Source organism: Citricoccus sp. NPDC079358 (genome assembly GCF_040702545.1).
Classification (GTDB): Bacteria; Actinomycetota; Actinomycetes; order Actinomycetales; family Micrococcaceae; genus Citricoccus.
Genome location: NZ_JBFBLI010000002.1, coordinates 403,280 through 420,133 on the forward strand (window position 1 = coordinate 403,280; position 16,854 = coordinate 420,133).

General features: G+C 70.2%; 15 protein-coding genes. 7 read left to right on the plus strand and 8 right to left on the minus strand.

Annotation, left to right across the window (positions count from 1 at the left end):
• Positions 1-41: 41 nt before the first annotated feature.
• Positions 42-1,076: a COX15/CtaA family protein gene (locus AB0333_RS04235; protein WP_366217472.1), complete on the plus strand. Its 1,035-nt coding sequence runs from the start codon at positions 42-44 to the stop codon at positions 1,074-1,076.
• Positions 1,077-1,094: 18 nt separating this feature from the next.
• Here the strand turns inward: AB0333_RS04235 and AB0333_RS04240 are convergent, their stop codons facing one another.
• Together AB0333_RS04240 and AB0333_RS04245 are read right to left on the minus strand one after the other, a co-directional pair.
• Positions 1,095-1,469, minus strand: a complete 375-nt coding sequence (locus AB0333_RS04240; protein WP_366217473.1) for a hypothetical protein — start codon at positions 1,467-1,469, stop codon at positions 1,095-1,097.
• Between the two features lie 127 nt (positions 1,470-1,596).
• Positions 1,597-2,586, minus strand: coding sequence for a heme o synthase (locus AB0333_RS04245; protein ID WP_366217474.1), 990 nt, complete (start codon positions 2,584-2,586; stop codon positions 1,597-1,599).
• Positions 2,587-2,839: 253 nt separating this feature from the next.
• Here AB0333_RS04245 and tkt point away from each other — a divergent pair, with 253 nt between their 5' ends.
• The 6 genes from tkt to pgl all read left to right on the plus strand — a co-directional run bounded on the left by tkt (position 2,840) and on the right by pgl (position 11,357).
• Positions 2,840-4,975 (plus strand): transketolase, encoded by a 2,136-nt coding sequence (gene tkt, locus AB0333_RS04250; RefSeq protein ID WP_366217578.1) that lies wholly within the window; start codon positions 2,840-2,842, stop codon positions 4,973-4,975.
• Positions 4,976-5,037: 62 nt separating this feature from the next.
• Positions 5,038-6,159, plus strand: coding sequence for a transaldolase (gene tal / locus AB0333_RS04255; protein WP_366217475.1), 1,122 nt, complete (start codon positions 5,038-5,040; stop codon positions 6,157-6,159).
• Positions 6,160-6,262: 103 nt separating this feature from the next.
• Positions 6,263-7,942 carry a glucose-6-phosphate isomerase gene (locus tag AB0333_RS04260; protein ID WP_366217476.1) on the plus strand — a complete coding sequence of 560 codons (1,680 nt, stop codon included), beginning with the start codon at positions 6,263-6,265 and terminating at the stop codon, positions 7,940-7,942.
• 31 nt (positions 7,943-7,973) lie between these two features.
• The gene (gene zwf / locus AB0333_RS04265; RefSeq protein ID WP_366217579.1) at positions 7,974-9,536 is read left to right on the plus strand and encodes a glucose-6-phosphate dehydrogenase; all 1,563 of its coding nucleotides are present in this window, start codon (positions 7,974-7,976) and stop codon (positions 9,534-9,536) included.
• The gene (locus AB0333_RS04270; RefSeq protein WP_366217477.1) at positions 9,536-10,477 is read left to right on the plus strand and encodes a glucose-6-phosphate dehydrogenase assembly protein OpcA; all 942 of its coding nucleotides are present in this window, start codon (positions 9,536-9,538) and stop codon (positions 10,475-10,477) included. The genes zwf and AB0333_RS04270 overlap by 1 nt, the downstream gene beginning before the upstream one ends.
• Positions 10,467-11,357 (plus strand): 6-phosphogluconolactonase, encoded by an 891-nt coding sequence (gene pgl, locus AB0333_RS04275; RefSeq protein WP_366217478.1) that lies wholly within the window; start codon positions 10,467-10,469, stop codon positions 11,355-11,357. The genes AB0333_RS04270 and pgl overlap by 11 nt, the downstream gene beginning before the upstream one ends.
• A 62-nt stretch (positions 11,358-11,419) precedes the next feature.
• Here the strand turns inward: pgl and secG are convergent, their stop codons facing one another.
• The 6 genes from secG to whiA all read right to left on the minus strand — a co-directional run bounded on the left by secG (position 11,420) and on the right by whiA (position 16,843).
• Positions 11,420-11,671 (minus strand): preprotein translocase subunit SecG, encoded by a 252-nt coding sequence (secG, locus tag AB0333_RS04280; RefSeq protein WP_366217479.1) that lies wholly within the window; start codon positions 11,669-11,671, stop codon positions 11,420-11,422.
• A gap of 82 nt (positions 11,672-11,753) precedes the next feature.
• On the minus strand, positions 11,754-12,569 hold the full coding sequence (tpiA, locus tag AB0333_RS04285) for a triose-phosphate isomerase (RefSeq protein ID WP_366217480.1): 816 nt from the start codon (positions 12,567-12,569) through the stop codon (positions 11,754-11,756).
• A gap of 2 nt (positions 12,570-12,571) precedes the next feature.
• The gene (locus AB0333_RS04290; protein WP_366217481.1) at positions 12,572-13,885 is read right to left on the minus strand and encodes a phosphoglycerate kinase; all 1,314 of its coding nucleotides are present in this window, start codon (positions 13,883-13,885) and stop codon (positions 12,572-12,574) included.
• Positions 13,886-13,938: 53 nt separating this feature from the next.
• Complete coding sequence (gap, locus tag AB0333_RS04295; protein ID WP_366217482.1) at positions 13,939-14,952, minus strand: type I glyceraldehyde-3-phosphate dehydrogenase; 1,014 nt, start codon at positions 14,950-14,952, stop codon at positions 13,939-13,941.
• Positions 14,953-15,067: 115 nt separating this feature from the next.
• The gene (locus tag AB0333_RS04300) at positions 15,068-15,691 is read right to left on the minus strand and encodes a superoxide dismutase (RefSeq protein ID WP_366217483.1); all 624 of its coding nucleotides are present in this window, start codon (positions 15,689-15,691) and stop codon (positions 15,068-15,070) included.
• Positions 15,692-15,856: 165 nt separating this feature from the next.
• Positions 15,857-16,843 carry a DNA-binding protein WhiA gene (gene whiA / locus AB0333_RS04305; RefSeq protein ID WP_366217484.1) on the minus strand — a complete coding sequence of 329 codons (987 nt, stop codon included), beginning with the start codon at positions 16,841-16,843 and terminating at the stop codon, positions 15,857-15,859.
• Between the last annotated feature and the right edge of the window lie 11 nt (positions 16,844-16,854).

Consider the following 16,854-nt stretch of genomic DNA (forward strand, 5'->3'; position numbering starts at 1 on the left):
CTGCCGTCCCTCCCCGTCCCTCTCGTTCAAAGGACCCTGAAGTGAGTACCCCCACCCAGTCCACCGCCCAGAACGGCTCCGCCACCCGCCCCGGGCTGTGGCGCCGCGTCGATGCGGGCATCGGCAGATACACGCCGCGGGACATCACCCGGGGCACCCTGGTGCTCGCCGTCATCTCGCTCGTGACCGAGATCGGCATCATCGTCACCGGTGGTGCCGTGCGTTTGACGGCTTCCGGGCTCGGTTGCCCGACGTGGCCCACGTGCACCGACGACTCCTGGGTCAACACCCCGGAGATGGGGATCAACGGCGTCATCGAATTCGGCAACCGGCTGCTGACCTTCGTGGTCGGGCTGGCGGCACTGGCGGTGCTGCTGTGGGTCTGGAACCTCCGCAAGTCCCACCCGAGCATCTTCTGGATCTCCGTGGGGATGCTGGCCTGCATCCCGGCGCAGGCCGTGGTGGGCGGCATCACCGTCTGGACCGGCCTGAACCCCTGGGTGGTGGCCTTCCACTTCCTCGTCTCCTCGGTCATGGTCTGCTTCGCCACCCTGCTGGTGAACCGGGTGGGCGCCGAATGGCGGCATCGCCAGGCCCACGGGGACCAGCCGGCCGCCCCGGCAGCGGTGGTCGACGGCCAGACATCCGCCCTCTCCCGGAATCTGGCCCGCGGCATCTTCGTGATCGGCTGGGTGGTCCTGTATCTGGGGACCATCGTCACCGGGACCGGCCCCCACGGCGGCGACGCCGATGCGCCCCGCCATGACTTCGACCCCCTGGTGGTCACCCGCCTGCACGCCTTCCCCGTCTACCTCATGACGGTCGCCGCCCTGGTGCTGCTCGTGGTGGTCCTGCGGCAGCAGTCCTCGCGGCGGCAACGAATCTCGGCCTGGGCGCTCATCGCGGTGATCGCCTTCCAGGGGACGGTCGGCTACATCCAGCACTTCACTGGCCTGCCGATCGGTGTGGTCCTGCTGCATATGCTGGGCACCGGCCTCGTCGTCTGGGCGGTCACCACCGTCTGGGACCGGCAGGTCTCCACCTACCGCACCCGGCCGGCCGTCGTCCGCTCCTAGCAGGGACGTCTGGATCGGTCATCCTTCGCTGAAGTCGGCGCTCAGCTCAGTAGCGAGTCGGCCCAGGTCCTTGGTCGCCGCCTGGTGTTCCGGAGCGCCGGTACCACCCTCTCCGGCCTCGGTGATGTCGGCGACGAACCACTCCCCCGTGCCCACCACGGGTACGGGTGCGACGGCCTCGAACAGCTCATCCAGGCTGTCAACGGGAGCGGCCGTCCTGGAGGATCGCGACGATTCGGGAGTGGCCGACGTCGTCTCGCTCGGGATGGTGGCCGAGGGCGAGGTCTCAGGCGCAGCCGGTCCCGCCTCGTTGCCACACCCCGTCAGGGCGAGCCCGGCCGCCAGCAGCACCGCTGCCCCGCCGACCGGAAACGACCGTACCTTCACCCACATGGGGAACCCCTCTGCTCGCCGTCAGATGAACTCACCCTCCTGGCGTGGACCAGGTCACGTGGTGAGATTCATGTACCTCAGACTCGGCCCGAACCCACGATGGGACCCGGCGCGGCGGTGAGAGAGGTCAGAAGGGGATGCCCGGGACCGGCATGAGCGGGCTGCCCACGAAGGGGTCAAAGGCGAGGGCCACGAAGACGAGGGTCAGATAGGTGATGGAGAGGTGAAAGACCTTCATCGCCTTCTTGTCGTTGTACTCCGGCTTCTGCGACTCGGCGTAGAGCACGTGGGACTCGTAGACGAACCAGCCGCCGGCCACGAGGGCGACGGCCGTGTAGACGATCCCGGCCCAGCCCAGGGGCACCAGCAGCAGCGAGCAGGCCACGGTGGCCCAGGCGTAGAGCACTACCTGGCTGGAGACCACCCGCGCCGAGGCCACGGCCCCGAGCATGGGCACGTCAGCCGCCTGGTAGTCACGCTTGTACTTCAGGGACAGCGGCCAGTAGTGGGGCGGCGTCCACAGGAAGATGATGAGGAACAGCACGATGGCCGGCCATTCCACGGTCTCGCGGACCGCAGCCCAGGCGATGAGGACCGGGAAGCAGCCGGCGATCCCGCCCCACACGATGTTCTGCTCGGTGCGGCGCTTCAGGATCAGGCTGTAGATGACCACGTAGAAGAAGATCGCCAGGACGCCGAGGCCGGCGGCCAGGAGGTTGGTGCCCCACAGCAGGATGGCGATGGACACCACGCCGATGGCCCAGGCGAAGATCAGGGCCTCCCGGGGCGTGACCTCGCCGGTCACCAGGGGGCGCTTCTTGGTCCGGTTCATCAGTTTGTCGATGTCCCGGTCGATGTAGCAGTTGAAGGCCGCGGAGGACCCGGCGGCCAGTGCACCACCCACCATGGTGGCGATCATGGTGACCACGTCCGGGAAGCCCCGTTGCGCGAAGATCATGGTCGGCAACGTGGTGACCAGGAGCAGCTCCATCACGCGCGGCTTCGTCAGCGAGACGTAGGCGGCGGCCTTCCGCTTGAACCCGATCTTCCGGCGGACCGGACGGGCGCTGGAGGGCGCCGGGCTCGCGGCGGACTGGGCATCAAGGGTGGTGGGCATCTACTTCTCACGGTGCAGGCGGGCGGGATGAGGTCATCGGTGCTGGAAACACCCCTTCCAGTGTACCGTTCCCCGCACGGAATGTCGGGTCGTGACAGGTCACTGGCGGTTCACCCCCTGCAGGGCGTGGCCCCATTCGGGATAAGCTGGCGTCAGGTCGGCACCGGCCCCCAGTTTCATTCCGTCAGGAGCAGCTTTCGTGACTTCAGCCCCGGCATCATCCACCGGATCCGCCACCGGGGGGACTCCCTCCCTGCAGCGTCTTCAGCCCGCCCGCGAATACACGTATTCCGCCGTGGACCGGAAGGCCGTGGACACCCTGCGCGTGCTGGCCGCAGACGCCGTGGAGAAGGCCGGGCACGGCCACCCGGGCACGGCCATCTCCCTCGCCCCGGTCGCCTGGCAGCTGTTCCAGAACGTCATGCATCATGACCCCGCGGACGCCACCTGGGCCGGACGCGACCGGTTCATCCTCTCGGCCGGCCACTCCTCCCTGACCCTGTACCTGCAGCTGTTCGCCGCCGGCGCCGGCCTGGGACTCGAAGACCTCCAGGCACTGCGCACGTGGGGTTCCAAGACCCCGGGGCACCCCGAGTACGGTCACACGGACGGCGTGGAGATCACCACCGGGCCCCTCGGCCAGGGCCTGGCCTCCGCCGTCGGCTTCGCGTTCGCCCAGCGCCGGCTACGTGGACTGCTGGACCCGGACGCAGCCCTCGGGACGAGCCCCTTCGATCACCACATCTTCGTCATCGCCTCCGACGGCGACCTCCAGGAGGGGGTCACCTCCGAGGCCTCCTCCCTGGCGGGCCACCAGGAACTCGGCAACCTCGTGGTCATCTATGACGACAACGAGATCTCCATCGAGGACGACACGGACGTGGCGTTCAGCGAGGACGTGGCCGCCCGCTACGAGGCCTACGGCTGGCATGTCCAGACCGTCGACTGGCTCGCCACCGGGAACTACGTCGAGGACACGGAGCAGCTCTACACGGCCCTGGCCGAGGCCAAGGCAGAGACCTCCAGGCCCTCGCTCATCAAGCTGCGCACCGTGATCGGCTGGCCCTCCCCCGGCAAACAGGACACCGGCGCCATCCACGGCTCCAAGCTCGGCGGCGAGGAGTTGGCCGGCCTGAAGACGGTCCTGGGCTTCGATCCGGAGCAGCACTTCGCCGTCGACGACGGCGTGCTGGCCCACGCTCGTAGCGTCGGTGAACGCGCGGCGGCCTCCCGCGCCACCTGGGAGGAGTCCTACTCCGCGTGGCGCGGTGCCAATGAAGAGCGTGCCGAGCTGTTCGACCGCCTCACGGCGGGCGAGCTGCCCGAGGGTTTCGCCGAGGCGTTCCCCACTTTCGAGGCGGATTTCGACGCCAGTTTCTCGGGTGGAGCCAAGGGAATGGCCACCCGCGCCGCCTCCGGCAAGGTCCTGTCCGCCCTGGCCCCCGTCATGCCGGAGCTGTGGGGCGGTTCTGCCGACCTGGCCGGCTCCAACAACACCACCATGGACGGCGAGCCCTCGTTCATCCCCGAGAGCCGGCAGACCTCCACCTGGAAGGGCGGGCCCTACGGCCGCACCCTGCACTTCGGCATCCGAGAGCACGCCGCCGGCTCGATCGTGAACGGCATCTCGCTCGGCTCACTGTTGCGGGCCTACATGGGAACCTTCCTGATTTTCTCCGACTACCAGCGTCCCGCGATCCGGATCGGTGCGCTGATGGGCACGCCGGCCATCTACGTCTGGACCCACGACTCGATCGGTCTCGGCGAGGACGGCCCGACCCACCAGCCGGTGGAGCAGCTCGCCTCGCTGCGTGCCATCCCGGGACTGGCCGTGGTCCGCCCGGCCGATGCCAATGAGGTGTCCTGGGCCTGGAAGACGATCCTGGAGAAGACCGACGGCCCGGCTGGCATCGTGCTCTCCCGCCAGAACCTGCCGGTCTTCCCGCGGGACGAGCAGGGCTTCGCCGGTGCCGAGGGAACATCCCGCGGGGCCTACGTCCTGCTGGACGCGACCGATGGCTCGGGATCGGCCGTCGAGCCCCAGGTGATCCTGATCGGGACCGGCTCCGAGGTGCAGCTCGCGGTGGCTGCCCGGGACCAGCTGCAGTCCGAAGGCGTACCGACCCGGGTGGTGTCCGCCCCGAGCCTCGAGTGGTTCGACGCCCAGGACGAGGCCTACCGCACCTCGGTGCTGCCGGACAACGGTGCCGTCCGGGTCTCCGTGGAGGCCGGGATCGCCCAGGGCTGGGCCAAGTACACCGGAGTCCGCGGGGCCCAGGTCTCGCTGGAACACTACGGCGCCTCGGCAGACTTCCAGACGCTGTTCCGGGAGTACGGCATCACGGCCGAGGCCGTGGCCGCCGCCGCCCGGGACCTGCTCGGCCGCTGACCTGGCGCCGGCCGGCCACCACGGCCACGCAAAGCACACCCCCCAGACGTACGGAGCACACGATGACCGAACAGAACCCGAACACCCGTGCACTGGCCGAGGCCGGTGTGTCCATCTGGCTCGACGATCTGTCCCGTGAACGGATCGCCACGGGCAACCTCGCCGAGCTGATCGAGACACGGACCGTCACCGGCGTGACCACCAACCCCTCGATCTTCGCCGCCGCCCTCAAGAACGGGGAGGCCTACGCCGAGCAATTGACGCAGTTGTCCGCCGACGACGCCGACCTGGACCGGGCCGTCTTCGAGCTCACCACCCAGGACGTCCAGGCCGCCTGCGACCTCTTCATGCCCGTCTACCAGGCGTCCGAGGGGGTGGACGGCCGGGTCTCCATCGAGGTGGATCCCCGGTCCGCCCGGGACGCCGAGAAGACCGTCGCCGAGGCCGCGCTGCTCGCCCAGGCCGTGGACCGGCCGAACGTGTTGATCAAGATCCCCGCCACGGAGGAGGGCCTGCCGGCCATCACGGCGACCCTCGCCCGGGGGCTGAGCGTCAATGTGACCCTGATCTTCTCGCTGACCCGCTACCGCGAGGTGCTCAACGCCTGGCTGCTGGGCTTGGAGCAGGCGCACGCCGCCGGGATCGACCTGTCCACCCTGCACTCCGTGGCCAGCTTCTTCGTCTCCCGCGTGGACACCGAGGTAGACCGCCGCCTCGCCGAGTCCACGGCCGAGGGGGCCGGTGAGCTGACCGGGCAGGCGGGCCTCGCCAACGCCCGGCTCGCCTACCGCATCTTCACCGAGACCCTGGACACGGAGCGCTGGCGCGTCCTGGAGGCGGCCGGTGCCCGCGCGCAGCGTCCGCTCTGGGCCTCCACCGGGACCAAGGACCCGGCCCTTCCGGACACGCTCTACGTGACCGGCCTGGTGGCTCCGGGAACCGTCAACACCATGCCGGAGAAGACTCTGGAGGCCCTGGCCGACCACGGAGAGGTCACCGGGGACACCATCACGGCGGGCTACGAGGAGGCGGATCGCGTCCTGGACGCGATCGCCCATGCCGGCGTCGACTACAACGACGTGGTGGCCGTCCTCGAAGCCGAGGGCGTGGAGAAGTTCGTGACCAGCTGGAACGAGCTGCTGCAGACCGTACGCACCGCGCTCCAGGACTCCGCGGCCCGCTGACGGCCCCCGGCCGCCCCTGGCCGTCACCGGCCGTCACTGCTCGCCGCCTGACCGTCCTGAACCACTCCCCCCGCATCCCCCCGCACGACCCCAGGAGACTGACATGAGTTCACTCGGATTGCAGGCCACCGGCGACGCCCTCGTGGCGATCGACCGTCACGTCCCGGCCCTGGTGGACGACCGCGTCGCCAGCCGCCTGGACAGCAAGGACCACACCCTGTGGGGTCCGGCTGCGAAGCAGGAGGCGTCGAAGCGCCTCGGGTGGATGGACCTCTTCGAGGACTCACGGGACCTGGTCCCGCAGATCGAGGACTTGCGCGACCAGCTGGCGGCCGAGGGCATCAACCGTGTGGTGCTGGCCGGCATGGGCGGTTCCTCCCTGGCCCCCGAGGTGATCGCCGCCACCGAGGGTTGTCCGCTCATCGTGCTCGATTCCACTGATCCCGAGATGGTGGGCAACGTCCTGGCGGCCGGGGTGGTGGACACCGTCCTGGTGGTGTCCTCCAAGTCCGGTTCCACGGTGGAGACCGATTCCCAGCGTCGGGTCTTCGAGCAGGCCTTCAACGACGCCGGCCTCGACGCGCCGTCCCGGATCGTCGTGGTCACCGACCCGGGTTCCCCCCTCGAGCAGTCTGCCCGCGAGGCCGGCTACCGGCGGGTCTTCACCGCCGATCCCACCGTCGGTGGGCGGTACTCCGCCCTCACCGCCTTCGGCCTGGTGCCCACCGGCCTGGCCGGGGTGGACATCGCAACGCTGCTCGATGACGCGGAGGAGACCCGCGAGGTCCTCGCCGCTGATGACCCGGGCAACCCGGGCCTCCAGCTCGGCGCCGCCCTGGCGGGCACCGTCCCACTGCGCAACAAGCTGATCTTCTCCGACGAGGACTCCGGGCTGGTCGGCTTCGGCGGGTGGGCCGAGCAACTGATCGCCGAGTCCACGGGCAAGGACGGCACCGGTGTGCTGCCCGTGGTCGTGGACGCCGGCGACCCGGAGACCCTCTCCGCCGCCGCCGACCTGCTGCAGATCCGCCTGGTGGCCGACCCCGAGGACCGGGAGGCGCCCGAGGCGTCCGACGCCGTCGACGGCGTCCAGCCCGGCCGATCCGAGCACGCCGTGGAGGTCTTCGGGTCCCTCGGGGCCCAGCTGCTCCTGTGGGAGTTCGCCACGGCGGTGGCCGGCCGCCTGCTCGGCATCAATCCCTTCGATCAGCCGGACGTCGAGGCGGCGAAGACCGCGGCCCGCGGCCTCTTGGATGCCACACCCGCGGCGGAGCGCCCGGACACCGTGATCGGGACCGTCGAGGTCACCGGGCCGGCCGACGTCGTGAACGGCCCCGGCGGGGTCCCGGAGGACCTCGGGACCGTGCTCGCCGCCCTCGCGCAGCGGGTGCCGGCCCACGGCTACCTGGCCGTCCAGGCCTACCTGGACCGCGTGGGCTACCCGGAGCTGGAGGTCCTGCGCGCCGCCCTGGCCACGCTCGCCGGACGCCCGGTCACCTTCGGCTGGGGCCCGCGGTTCCTGCACTCGACCGGCCAGTACCACAAGGGTGGCACGCCCGAGGGAGTGTTCCTGCAGGTCACTGCCGATTCAGACCTGGACCTGGACATCCCGGGCCGTCCCTTCACCTTCGGTCAGCTGCTGGCCGCCCAGGCCGCCGGGGACGCCTCCGTGCTGCGGGAGCAGGGCCGGCCCGTGGTGCGGCTGCACCTGACCGAGCGCGCGAACGGCATCGGCCAGCTCCTCCGGGCGGCGCACGGCACGCAGGGATCCGATGGTGCCTGAGCCGTTGACCGGAGCGCGCCCGGCCAATCCCCTGCGCGACCCCCGAGACCGGCGGCTGACCCGGATCGCCGGTCCGTCTGCCCTCGTCCTGTTCGGCGTCACCGGAGACCTGGCTCGCAAGAAGCTGCTGCCGGCGATCTACGACCTCGCCAACCGGGGCCTGCTCCCGCCGGGCTTCTCGCTGGTCGGCTTCGGCCGGCGCGACTGGAGCGACGAGGAGTTCACGGCCTACGTGCGCGACTCCGTGGAGTCCTCGGCCCGGACCGGCTGGAACGACACCGTCTGGAACCAGCTGCGCGGGGGCTTCCGGTTCGTCTCCGGGGGCTTCGACGACGCCGCCGCCTACGAGGACCTCCACGAAACGCTGGCCGCCCTGGAGGTCTCCCGCGGCACCGCCGGCAACACCGTGTTCTACCTGTCCATCCCCCCGGACTGGTTCGAGGAGGTCAGCCAGCAGCTCGCCGACCACGGCCTGGCCGGCCGCCACCACGACGCCGGCACCCGCCCCTCCCCCGCCCACGCCGGTTCCTCAGGACGCCCGTGGCGCCGCGTGGTCATCGAGAAGCCCTTCGGGCACGACCTGGCCAGCGCCCGGGAGCTCAACGACGTGATCGAGCAGGTGTTCGTCCCGGATGCCGTCTTCCGGATCGACCACTACCTCGGCAAGGAGACCGTCCAGAACATCCTGGCGCTGCGCTTCGCCAACCGCCTGTTCGAGCCCGTGTGGAACTCCAACCACGTGGACCACGTGCAGATCACCATGGCCGAGGACATCGGCATCGGCGGCCGCGCCGGCTACTACGACGGGGTGGGCGCCGCCCGCGACGTCATCCAGAACCACCTGCTGCAGCTGCTGGCCCTGACCGCCATGGAGGAACCCATCTCCTTCGACGCGGACCACCTGCGCACCGAGAAGGAGAAGGTCCTGGCCGCCGTCGAGGTCCCCACGGACGACGCCGGCCTGGGCGCCGCCTCCGCGCGCGGCCAGTACACCGGTGGCTGGCAGGGCGGAGAGAAGGTCACCGGCTTCCTCGCGGAGGAGGGCTTCAACCCGGAGTCCACCACCGAGACCTACGCCGCCCTGAAGCTGGGCATCCGCACCCGGCGCTGGGACGGGGTGCCGTTCTACCTGCGCGCCGGCAAGCGCCTGGGCCGCCGCGTCACCGAGATCGCCGTGGTGCTCAAGCGGGCCCCGAACCTGTTGTTCCCGGGACACGGTGAGGACGAGTTCGGCCAGAACACCATCGTCATCCGCGTCCAACCGGACGAGGGTGTCACCATCCGTTTCGCCTCCAAGGTCCCCGGGACCCAGCAGGAGGTCCGGGATGTGACCATGGACTTCGGCTACGGCCACGCCTTCACCGAGGACAGCCCGGAGGCCTACGAGCGGCTGATCCTCGATGTCCTGCTCGGTGAACCACCGCTGTTCCCCCGCCAGGCCGAGGTGGAACTGTCCTGGACCATCCTCGACCCCTTCGAGGAGTACTGGGCGAGCCTGGCGGGCCAACCGGAACCCTACGCCCCCGGCAGCTGGGGACCGAAGACCGCAGACGAACTCGTGGCCCGTGACGGCCGTGTCTGGAGGAGGCCCTGATGATCATCGAGGTCCAGGACACCACCACCTCCCAGGTCGCCAAGGAGATGAACCGCCTGCGCGAGGCCGGGGGCGTCGTCGCGCTCGGCCGGGTGCTGACGCTGATCATCTCCACCTCGCCAGACCATGCCGAGGAGGCCATCGTCGCCGCCAACCTCGCCAGTCGGGAGCACCCCTGCCGGATCATCGTGCTGGCCGCCGGAGACGCCGCCGCTCCGAACCGCTTGGATGCGGAGATCAGAGTGGGCGGGGACGCGGGGGCCTCCGACGTCATCATCCTCCACGGCTCCGGCTCCAATGCGGAGGAATCCGAGTCGCTCATCGGTGCCCTGCTGCTGCCGGACGCCCCGATCGTGGTCTGGTGGCCCCATTCGGCTCCGGAGATCCCGGCGGACTCGGCCCTGGGGAGGATCGCCCACCGCCGCATCACGGACACGGCCACGGCCCCCTCGCCCCGGCGGGCGCTGATGCACCTGCGCCAGACCTACCGGGCCGGGGACACCGACCTGTCCTGGACCCGGCTGACCGGATGGCGTATCCAGCTGGCCGCCATCCTGGACGGGCTGGACCCTGCCGAGATCCTCTCCGTCACCGTGGACGGCGCCGAGGACTCGCCCTCCACCATGCTGCTGGCCGCCTGGCTCACCCGATGCCTCGGGGTCCCCGTCACCATGGCCCACTCGAAGGCCGGCCAGGGCATGCGCTCCGTCCGGCTGCGGCGCCAGCAGGGCGACGTGGTGCTGTCCCGGCCCGCCGGCGACGTGGCGTCCCTGTACCAGCAGGGCCGCCCCATCCAGCACATCTCCCTGCCGCGGCGCAGCGACCAGGACTGCCTGGCGGAGGAATTGCGCCGACTGGACCCGGACGAGGTCTTCGGCGATGTGGTGGTCAACGGACTGCCCCTGACCGACCTGAAAGCGGTGTTGCCCAGTGACCGATGAGACCCGGCTGTTCCCGGACCGCGAATCGCTCTGCCGTGACGCCGCCAGTGAGCTGCTCCGAGTCCTCGCCGACGCCGTCCAGGACCGGGGCGCGGCCTCCGCCGTCCTCACCGGCGGCGGGACCGGCACGGGGATCCTGGCGGCACTCTCCGACCTGCTGTCAGCGGCCCCGGACGCCCCGGATACCTCAGAGGCCTCGGACCGCCTGGACTCTCCGAGCGGACTCGGGCGCCGGGCACTCCGCGTGCCGGACTGGTCCCGGGTCCACCTGTGGTGGGGCGATGAGCGCTTCCTGCCCGCCGGGGACGCTGATCGCAACGAGCGGCAGGCCGAGGAGGCCCTCCTGCGGGACCTGGTCGCCGTGCACGGGATGCCCGCCGCGAACATCCACCGGATGCCCGCTGCCCACAGCGCGGCAAGGGCAGGAACCATGCCGACGGACGCCGAGCTGACGGAGTCGATCAGGACGGCGGCGGCGGCCTACGCGTCCGAGCTCGCCGCCCACGCGAGCGTGGACCCGGGGCCGGACGAGCGGCTGCCCGTCTTCGATGTGCTGATGCTGGGCGTGGGGCCGGATGCGCATGTCGCCAGCCTGTTCCCCGGGCTTCCCGGCCCGCTGGCCGCCGGGGCGACGGTCCTGGCCGTGCAGGACTCCCCCAAGCCTCCGCCGTGGCGGCTCTCGTTGACCGTGGAGGCCCTCAACACGGCCGAGCGGCTCTGGTTCGTGGTGGCCGGTGCGGACAAGGCCGAGGCCGTCGCAGCGGTCCGGCAGGCCCGAGACGACGAGACCACCGACGCGGCCCGCTGGCCGGCATCGGTGGTCTCAGGTCGGGACGCCACCCTCTGGTGGCTGGACGGGGCGGCAGCCGGTCACCACTGACCGCATGGACCGGAGGCTGTCCCTGTGCCGCTGGCCCGCCCGGCCCGCCCGTCCGGGACAGGCTAGAAGTCCTGCGAGAACCGCATGATCAGTCCGAGGGCCACCACGATCGCGCCCCAGGTCAGTCCCAGGGTCACGGTGAGGCGGTTCAGGTTCTTCTCGGCTACGCCGGAGGCTCCCAGCGAGGAGGTCACGCCGCCGCCGAACATGTCGGACATTCCGCCGCCGCGGCCCTTGTGGAGCAGGATCAGCAGGACCAGCAGGACGCTGATGGCGGCCAGGGCGATCTGCAAGATGAGGGTCAGGACGTCCACGTCACTCTTTCCATTGGCGGGAGGCCGTCACCGGCCCGTTCGGGTTCTTCTGCGCCGTCCGACCGGGGCCGAACAGCCGGAGTCAGTCGGTCAGCAGGTGATGCTCGAACCTGACTATGCTAGCAAACTCGGCCTCGTCCAGGCTGGCGCCACCCACGAGGAGACCGTCGACGTCCTTCTCCCGCAGGATGGAGGCCGCATTCGAGGACTTGACGGAACCGCCGTACAGCAGCCGGATCCCCGCAGCGGCCTCCTCACCATAGCGGGAGGCGACGTCGGCGCGCAGCGCGGCGCACATCTGCTGGGCGTCCTCCGGTCCGGCCACCTCGCCCGTGCCGATGGCCCACACGGGCTCGTAGGCCACCACCAGGTCGGTGATCTGCTCCGCGGTGAGGCCCTCGAGCGCCCCGCGGAGTTGCTCGAGGGTGTGCTCCACCTGGCGGCCGGCCTGCCGGACCTCCAGTCCCTCGCCCACGCAGAGGACGGGTGCGAGACCGTGCCGCAGCGCTGCGGCGAGCTTGCGGTGAGCCACGGAGTCGTCCTCACCGTGCAGCGTGCGCCGCTCGGAGTGGCCGACCAGGACGTAGCGGCACCCCAGCTTGGACAGGAACTGTGCCGAGATCTCGCCGGTGAACGCACCGGAATCCTCAGCAGAGACATCCTGGGCCCCGTAGACCAGGGGCAGCCCGTCCCCGGCCACCAAGGTCTGGACACTGCGCAGGTCCGTGAAGGGCGGGAACACCGCCACCTCGACCTTCTCGAAATCGTGGTCCGCATCCGTGAGGATCCAGGTCAGTTTCTGCACGAGGGTGACGGCCTGCTGGTGATCCAGGTTCATCTTCCAGTTGCCCGCGATGAGCGGGGTGCGGTCATAGACGCCGTTGGTCTTCGAGGTCATGCTCAGGCACCTGCCTGCGCCGCGTCGGGTCCCGTGCCGTGGCCGGTGGCCGAGCGCTCCAGGGCGTCGATGCCCGGCAGGGACTTGCCCTCGAGGTATTCGAGGGAGGCACCGCCACCGGTCGAGATGTGGCCGAACTGATCGTCGTCGAAGCCCAGGGCCCGGACGGCGGCCGCCGAGTCGCCCCCGCCCACCACGGTGAGCCCAGTGGACTCGGTCAGGGACTGGGCCACCATGCGGGTGCCCTGGGCGAAGGCCTCGAACTCGAAGACCCCCATGGGCCCGTTCCAGAACACGGTCTCGGCCCGGCGGATCTCCTCGCCGAACGCCACGCGCGTCTCGGGGCCGATGTCCAGGCCCAGGGCGGAGGCCCCGTGCGCACCGGAGGTCAGGGCCTCCACGGGCAGGACCTCGTGCTCGGCGTCGGCGGCGAACGCCGAGGCCATGACGATGTCCGTGGGCAGGACAATCCGGCAGCCGCCCTTCTCAGCCCGCTCGAGGTACTCGGTGACGACGGGAATCTGGTCCTCCTCCAACAGGGAGGCACCGACCTCGTGGCCTTGGGCCTTGAGGAAGGTGAACAGCATCCCGCCCCCGATCAGCAGGGTGTCCGCGCGGTCCATCAGGTTGTCGATCACCGCCAGCTTGTCCGAGACCTTGGAACCGCCGAGGACCACCACGTAGGGGCGGTCCGGCTCTCCGGTCAGGCGGGAGAGCACGTCCAGCTCCCGGGAGACGAGGCCGCCCTGGTAGGACGGCAGCAGGCCCGCGATGTCATACACCGAGGCGTGCCGGCGGTGCACGGCGCCGAAGGCGTCATCCACATAGGCGCCCTGAGTCGCCGAAGTCGCCTGAGCCGACTCAGCCGAGCCGCTGCCCCCGGTCAGGGCCGCCATCTCGGCGGCCAATGCGGCACGCTCGGCCTCGTCCTTGGAGGTCTCGCGCGGGTCGAACCGCACGTTCTCGAGAAGGAGGATGCCGCCGTCGGGCAGGTTCGCCGACTCCTCACGGGCCGAGGCGCCCGTGACGTCCGCGGCCAGGCGCACCTCACGACCGGCCAGCTCGGCCATCCGCTCGGCCGCGGGCCGCAGGGAGAAGGCCGGGTCCGCCGTGCCCTTCGGGCGCCCGAGGTGGGCCATGACGACCACGCGCGCACCGGCGTCGGCCAACGCGGTGATGACCGGCAGCGAGGCACGGATGCGGCCGTCGTCGGCCACGGCGCCGTCCTCCAGCGGGACGTTGAGGTCGGAGCGGACGAGGACGTGGCGTCCTGCCACCCCTGCCTCCAGCAGGTCGTCAAGGGTCTTGGCGGTCATGCACAGGGCCTTCCGGGAGAGTGGAACTCAGGTGGGCGGGGTTCGACCCCGGACTACAGCTTAGAGGCGACCATGGAGGTCAGGTCCATCAGCTGGCACGTGTACCCCCACTCATTGTCATACCAGCCGATGATCTTGACGGTCTTGCCGATCGACTTGGTCAAGGGGGCGTCGAAGGTGCAGGCCGCCGGCGAGGTGATGATGTCCGAGGAGGTGATGGGGTCCACGTTGTAGACCAGGCGGCCCTGCAGCTCAGGGGTCTGCGCCGCCGCCTGGAACGCGGCGTTGACCTCCTCGATCGAGGCCTCCCGCTCCAGCTCGACGGTGAGATCCGTGGCGGAGCCGGTGATCGTGGGCACCCGCATGGCGAAGCCGTCCAGCTTGCCCCGCAACGAGGGGATCACCTCGCCGATGGCCTTGGCGGCGCCGGTGGAGGTGGGGACCATGTTCTGGGCCGCGGCCCGGGCGCGTCGGCGGTCCTTGCGGTGCGGCCCGTCATGCAGGTTCTGGTCACCGGTGTACGCGTGGATGGTGGTCATGATCCCGTCCACGATCCCGAAGGAGTCGTGCAGGACCTTGGCCATGGGGGCCAGGCAGTTCGTGGTGCAGGAGGCGGCCGAGATGATGTCCATGGCCGGGTCGTAGGAGGAGTCGTTGACGCCCATCACGAACGTGCCGTCCACGCCTTTGCCGGGGGCCGAGAGCACGACCTTGCGGGCGCCGGCCTCCAGGTGCTTGCGGGCGTCCTCGGCCTGGGTGAAGTGCCCGGTGCACTCGATGACGATGTCCACGCCGAGCTCACCCCAGGGCAGCTTCGACGGGTCCTCCTCGGAGAAGACCCGGATGGTCCTGCCGTTGGCGACGAGGTTGCCGTCCACGAGGTCGATCCCGTGCGGGTAACGCCCCAGGATCGTGTCGTACTTCACGAGGTACAACAGGTCCTCGACGTCCGCGAGGTCGTTCACGGCCACCAGCTCGAGATCGTGGCCCTCCTGCTCGATGACACGCAGTGCGTTGCGGCCGATCCGGCCGAATCCGTTGATGGCGATCCTGGTTGCAGTACTCACGGTGGTGCCTTTCAGTCAGACGGAGAGGAACGAGACGTGCTGTCCGGGGGCGGTGGGACATGAAGCGGGCCGGCCGACCGCAGTGGCCGGCCGGCCCGTCAACGGGTCACCTGATTCAGGGCATGATGAGCTTGGAGGCGCCGGCCCGGGCGGCCTCGAAGCGTGCGGAGACGTCCGCCCAGTTCACGATGTTCCAGATCGCCTTGACGTAGTCAGCCTTGACGTTCTGGTAGTCCAGGTAGAAGGCGTGCTCCCACATGTCCAGCTGGAACAGCGGGATGGTGGCCACGGGAACGCCGTTCTGCTGATCGTAGAACTGCTCGATGACCAGGTTGCCACCGATCGGCTCGTAGGCGAGCACGGCCCAGCCGGAGCCCTGGATGCCCAGCGCGGCGGCGGTGAAGTGAGCCTGGAACTTGTCGAAGGACCCGAAGAACTCGTCGAGCGCCGCGGCCAGCTCGCCGGTGGGCTTGTCCCCGCCGTTCGGGGACAGGTTCTTCCAGAAGATGGAGTGGTTGGTGTGTCCACCCAGGTTGAACGCCAAGTCCTTGGAGAACTGGTTGACGGTGGCGAAGTCGCCGGCCTCGCGGGCGGCGGCCAGCTTCTCGAGGGCGGTGTTGGCGCCCTTCACGTAGGTGGCGTGGTGCTTGGAGTGGTGCAGCTCCATGATCTTCGCCGAGATGTGCGGCTCCAGCGCGCTGTAGTCATAATCAAGTTCCGGCAGGGTGAATTCAGCCATGTTTCCTCCTTGATGGACATGTATCCAGGGCCCGGGGTGCCGGGCCCTGGTGTCTGGCCCCCGTCAGGAGACCTTGCTTCCCATCCTAAGCACCCTCGTGGGGGCGTTGGCCACCGGTTCCGCTCAGAGCCGGAATGTTCCGTCACGGCACCACCGGGACACCGGTCAGGCGTCGTGCTCGGCCGCGTCCGACGGCAGGGCCGCATCGGTCCCGGGCAGGCCCTCCTCGATGGCGCGCTTGTCCGCCATGGCGAGCAGTCGGCGGATCCGGCCGGCGATGGCGTCCTTGGTCATGGGCGGGTCGGCCAGCCGGCCGAGTTCGTCCAGGGATGCCTGCTTGTGCTCCACCCGCAACTGCCCGGCGTACTTGAGGTGGTCCGGGACCTCGTCCCCGAGGATGTCCAGAGCCCGCTCCACCCGCGCCCCGGCGGCGACGGCGGCCTGGGCCGAACGCCGCAGGTTCGCGTCATCGAAGTTGGCCAGCCGGTTGGCGGTGGCCCGGACCTCCTTGCGGGTGCGGCGTTCCTCCCACACCAGCACGGTGTCGTGCGCCCCCATCCGGGTCAGCAGGGCCGAGATGGCATCGCCGTCCCGGATCACCACGCGGTCCACACCGCGGACCTCCCGGGCCTTGGCGGCGATGCCGAGCCGGCGGGCGGCGCCCACCAGCGCCAGGGCGGCCTCGGATCCCGGGCACGTGACCTCCAGCGAGGAGGAGCGGCCCGGCTCGGTCAGGGACCCGTGGGCCAGGAAGGCGCCGCGCCACACGGCTTGGGCGTCGGCGACGGAACCGTTGACGATCATGGGGGGCAGGCCACGCACGGGGCGGCCGCGCACATCCAGCAGGCCGGTCTGACGAGCCAGGGACTCGCCGTCACGGATCACCCGGATGACGTAGCGGCTGCCCTTGCGCAAGTTGCCGCCGGAGACGACGATGATCTCGCTGCCGTGGCCGTAGACCTCGGCGATGGCGGTCCGGAGGCGGCGGGCGGTGGCGGCCTGGTCCAGCTCGGCCTCGATGACGATCCGGCCGGAGATGATGTGCAGTCCCCCGGAGAAGCGCAGCATGGCCGAGACCTCGGCCTTCCGTTCGGAAGAGCTCTTGATCCCGTGATGGGCCAATTCCTCTTTCACCGCCGCAGTCAACGCCATGGCGTCTCGCC